Consider the following 2,361-nt stretch of genomic DNA (forward strand, 5'->3'; position numbering starts at 1 on the left):
TGAGGAGATCTCTGCGTCGCTGCTCGCGATGGCAATCCAGGAGATGGGATATCCCGCGATCTCTTTGACAGGCTGGCAGGCAGGCTTTTTGACCTCCTCCGCCCACTCTCAGGCGCGTATCCGTCAGGTCTATCCCGACCGTATCCGCCGTGAGATCGACCAGAAGAAGATCGTCGTCGTCTGCGGATTCCAAGGTTTATCGCGCTACGACGATATCACCACCTTAGGCCGCGGCGGTTCAGATACCAGCGCGGTCGCGATCGCGGCTTCCATGCACGCCGATCTGTGTCAGATCTACACCGACGTCGAAGGCGTTTTCACCGCCGATCCGCGCAAGGTGCCGAACGCGATGAAGCTTCCCGAGATCTCCTATGACGAGATGCTGGAGCTTGCTACCCTGGGCGCGCAAGTGCTCAACAACCGTTCTGTAGAAATGGCGAAGAAATACAATATCGAACTCGAAGTCCTCTCATCCTACACCAAGGCTCCGGGTACAATCGTAAAGGAGAAGGTAAAAATGGAAAAAATGCTTATCAGCGGCGTCGCTAAGGACACCGACGTAGCCCGCTTGTCGATCACCTGTATTCCCGACAGACCCGGGATGGTATTCAAGCTGTTCTCTAAGCTTGCTGCCAGAAAAATCAATGTAGACGTCATCCTGCAGAGCGTCGGCAGAGACGGGACAAAGGATATCGCCTTTACCGTAGCGCAGAACAAGGGTCAGGAAGCAAAGGAAATCTGTGAAAAGTTCGCCGATAACGTCGGTGCGACCGGCGTAGACTACAACGACGACATCGCAAAGGTATCTATCGTCGGCGCGGGTATGGAAAGCCACGCGGGCGTTGCCGCGAAGATGTTCGAGGCGCTGTACGACAGACAGATCAACATCCGCATGATCTCGACCTCCGAGATCAAGGTATCTGTCATCATCGACAAGGATGACGCTGACAAAGCTGTTTCCGCGATCCACGAGAAGTTCTTCCCCAAAGAGGGTTGATCTCCTAACGGGAGCTGCCACTCCCCCGTTTCCATAACAAAAAGCGCTGTAGTTTGAAGCTACAGCGCTTTTCTTTAATCGTTGTTTACTTTGTGATGAGGTATCAATCAGCGTTCTTCAGAGCGACAGCATAAACGATCAGAGAGATCAGGTCAACGATCGCGGTCGCGATGAGCATGATACTGGTAACAGTCCACATAACCACGGTAGTACCGAACGGGTTGAACGCCAGGATGATACCAAGGATGATCGAAAGAATCGCGCTGAAGATACCGAAGAAACCGATCGGTCCGTTAGCGCGGATAGTCAGGAACTCCGTCAGCTTGAAGATACCTTCTACGATCATGATGATACCGAAGATCAGCGTCATAGCGGTGAAGATATCGACAACATAGCTCGACGCCGCCGCGAAGAAACCGCCGATTGCGATCATCAGCAGGGAGACGGCAAGAGCGCCGCCGTTGATGCTGCCGCCATTTCTTCCGCCGAGCAGGCTGCGGATCAGAGCGATAATGCCGCATACGAGCATCACAACACCGAAAACGATAAAGATGATCTGCGCAAAACGCTCGCCGTCGATCAGGATCAATGTACCGACTACCGCCTCAAAAATGATAAGCAGGATGGTCGGAATCAGATATTTTGCTTTTGACATAAAAACCTCCTCAAAAGTTGACCCGTAAACGGATCTTTATATTCTCCTCTGCCGAAGCAGGGATTCTTATCAAATCTTACTCAAAATCATAATCGTCCTTGTATCTTTCCTTAAAGATATCAAAGACCTTCTGCAAAGTTTCCTCGTCGTCGATACCGACATAGTTCTCGGTCTCATCATCGACAGAATCAATCCGCAGGATCATGACTTCGTTCTGTTCTTCCTCCGCAACCGGAAGCAGGATAATGTACTCGTCGCCGTCATACTCGACCACGTCGAGAAACTCAAAGTCTTTTTCGTTGCCCAGATCATCCTCTAACGTAATGATCTCAGCCTCATACTCTTCTTCTGCGAAATCTTCGTTGTTCAGCATATTACGCCCCCTTATAACTCAACTAGGATAAATTTTACACTATATTATAACGAATTGCAAGTAATAATAACAAAAAAATAACTCCCGAAGCGTGAGCCTCGGGAGTATTTTGCTGAATAAAATTCTTTGAAAGAAATTACTCGTTGATAGCGATAACAGCGCCGGAACCTACGGTACGGCCACCCTCACGGATAGCGAAACGCAGACCAACTTCGATAGCGATAGGAGTGATCAGCTCAACATCCATCTCAACGTTATCGCCGGGCATGCACATCTCAGTGCCCTCGGGCAGAGAAATGGTACCGGTAACGTCAGTGGTTCTGAAATAGAACTGAG

General features: G+C 50.2%; 4 protein-coding genes. 1 reads left to right on the forward strand and 3 read right to left on the reverse strand.

Going from position 1 to position 2,361, the window contains the following annotated elements; all coding sequences use genetic code 11:
• Positions 1-997, forward strand: a 997-nt coding sequence (locus JKK62_RS12050) for an aspartate kinase (protein WP_201428099.1), incomplete at its 5' end; no start/stop codon positions are given.
• 103 nt (positions 998-1,100) lie between these two features.
• Here JKK62_RS12050 and JKK62_RS12055 read toward each other — a convergent pair.
• The 3 genes from JKK62_RS12055 to JKK62_RS12065 all read right to left on the reverse strand — a co-directional run.
• On the reverse strand, positions 1,101-1,652 hold the full coding sequence (locus tag JKK62_RS12055) for a DUF308 domain-containing protein (RefSeq protein WP_201428100.1): 552 nt from the start codon (positions 1,650-1,652) through the stop codon (positions 1,101-1,103).
• Positions 1,653-1,728: 76 nt separating this feature from the next.
• On the reverse strand, positions 1,729-2,025 hold the full coding sequence (locus tag JKK62_RS12060; protein WP_201428101.1) for a DUF1292 domain-containing protein: 297 nt from the start codon (positions 2,023-2,025) through the stop codon (positions 1,729-1,731).
• A gap of 136 nt (positions 2,026-2,161) precedes the next feature.
• Positions 2,162-2,361 (reverse strand): EF-Tu C-terminal domain-related protein (locus tag JKK62_RS12065; protein WP_494545961.1); only part of this gene is annotated, 200 nt, incomplete at its 5' end.

It is taken from the genome of Ruminococcus difficilis, from assembly GCF_016680995.1.